At 68.2% G+C, this 1,306-nt stretch carries 1 protein-coding gene and 1 other annotated feature; the gene reads left to right on the forward strand.

Annotated elements, in window-relative coordinates:
* Nucleotides 1-50: 50 nt before the first annotated feature.
* Nucleotides 51-1,285, forward strand: a protein-coding gene (locus tag ROTAS13_RS24560) for an IS3 family transposase (protein ID WP_253187771.1) whose coding sequence is annotated in 2 segments (ribosomal slippage) — nt 51-354 and nt 354-1,285 — 1,236 coding nt in all. Because the reading frame shifts where the segments join, the coding sequence is not laid out codon by codon here.
* Nucleotides 341-457, forward strand: a sequence feature (AL1L pseudoknot). (Overlaps the previous gene by 117 nt.)
* Nucleotides 1,286-1,306: the final 21 nt, after the last annotated feature.

The following is a 1,306-nucleotide window of genomic DNA, read 5'->3' on the forward strand; positions in this document are numbered from 1 at the left end:
TGAACCGCCCCGGGTTTGTCGGAGGCCCCAGGCCTTGAGAGGATGGAGCCATGACGACGAAGGGCAAGACAGCAGCGAGCTACTCGCCGGAGGTGCGGGAGAGGGCGGTCCGCCTCGTGCTGGAGGGCGGCGGCGACCACCCGACGCAATGGGCGGCGATCAACTCGGTGGCCGCCAAGATCGGGTGCACCGCCGAGACGCTGCGCAAGTGGGTGCGCCAGGCCGAACGTGACGCAGGGGGGCGGCCCGGGCCGACGAGCGCTGAGCGAGAACGGATCAAGGCCTTGGAGCGCGAGAACCGCGAACTGCGCCAAGCCAATGAGATCCTGCGCAAGGCGTCGGCGTATTTCGCTCAGGCGGAGCTCGACCGCCGGTTCAGGACATGATTGCCTTCATCGACAATCACCGCGAGGTCTACGGGGTCGAGCCGATCTGCCGGGTTCTGCCGATTGCCCCGTCCACCTACCACGCGCACGTCGCACAGCGGGCCGACCCTTCCAGGGTGTCAGCACGCAGCGTGCGGGACGCGCAGACCTGCGCTGCGATCCGGCGCGTGCACGAGGCGAACTTCGGGGTCTATGGCGCCCGCAAGGTCTGGCGCCAACTCGGACGCGAGGGCATCGCGGTCGCCCGCTGCACGGTGGAGCGGCTGATGCGGGACATGGGGCTGCAGGGCGTCGTACGCGGCCGGGAGACCAGGACCACCGTCTCGAACCCGGCGACGCCATGCCCGGCGGACCTGGTGAACCGGCAGTTCCGGGCACCGGCGCCGAACGTGCTGTGGGTCTCGGATTTCACATACGTCGCGACCTGGCAGGGGTTCGTCTACGCCGCCTTCGTCATCGACGTCTTCGCCCGCCGCATTGTCGGCTGGCGAGTGTCGCGGACGGCCCATGCGAGTTTCGTCCTCGACGCGCTGGAGCAGGCCCTCCATGACCGCCGTCCGGCGAAGGGCGGCCTGACCCACCATAGCGATAAGGGATCGCAATACGTCAGCATTCGGTACACGGAGCAGCTGCTCGAGGCCGGCATCGAGCCCTCCGTCGGCAGCGTCGGTGATTCCTACGACAACGCGCTCGCCGAGACGGTGATCGGGCTGTTCAAAACGGAGGTCATCCGCCGCCGTGGCCCGTGGCGGAGCCTTGAAGCCGTCGAATACGCCACCCTCGAGTGGGTGGACTGGTTCAACAACAAGCGCCTCCTCGAGCCGATCGGGAACATCCCTCCCGCCGAGGCCGAGGCGCGCTACTATGCCGCAGGCAAGGCACCAGCTTTGGCCGCGTGACCCAACCACAACAGCCTCCGC

It is taken from the genome of Roseomonas sp. TAS13 (genome assembly GCF_001950415.1).
In the GTDB taxonomy this organism is placed as follows: Bacteria; Pseudomonadota; Alphaproteobacteria; order Acetobacterales; family Acetobacteraceae; genus Roseomonas; species Roseomonas mucosa.